The organism is Empedobacter sp. GD03861, from assembly GCF_029840885.1.
GTDB lineage: Bacteria > Bacteroidota > Bacteroidia > Flavobacteriales > Weeksellaceae > Empedobacter > Empedobacter falsenii_B.
This window is the reverse complement of record NZ_JAOCDJ010000110.1, coordinates 1-576: the sequence shown is the minus strand read 5'-3', so window position 1 is coordinate 576 and position 576 is coordinate 1. Positions and strand designations below refer to the sequence as shown.

Annotated in this window: 1 protein-coding gene; it reads left to right on the top strand. The window is 30.7% G+C overall.

Going from position 1 to position 576, the window contains the following annotated elements; translation table 11 throughout:
• Positions 1–576 (top strand): IS3 family transposase (locus N5D03_RS14970; protein WP_280052134.1); only part of this gene is annotated, 576 nt, incomplete at both ends.

Below are 576 nucleotides of genomic sequence, written 5' to 3'. Positions count from 1 at the left end.
CTAGATAAAATAAAGTATCTATATTTTAAATTCAAGCAGAGATATGGAAGTCCTCGAATTCATTCAGAATTAAATGCTTTAGGTTACAGAATATCAGTTAAAACAGTTGCTAAATATATGCAAGAGCTTGGTTTAAGAAGTAAATTAAGTAAAAAGTTTAGAGTTACAACAAATTCTAAACATAATTATTTAACTGTAAATAATCTTCTTAATCGAGATTTTTACGCTTCAAAACCTTCTATGAAATGGGTATCAGATATTACTTATATTCAAACTCAAGAAGGATTTTTATATTTAACAACAATTATCGATTTATACGATAGAAAGGTCATTGGCTGGAGTTTGAGCAATACGATGAGTACTGAAGATACAACTTTATCAGCATGGCGTATGGCTATAAAGAATAGATCGATTAAAAAAGGAATGCTATTTCATTCTGATCGAGGAATACAATATGCGTCAAAGAAGTTTGCAAATACGCTTGATTCTTATGGTGTTATCCGTAGCATGTCAAGGAAAGGGAATTGCTGGGACAATGCTGTGGCTGAGAGTTTCTTTAAATCGTTAAAAACTGAA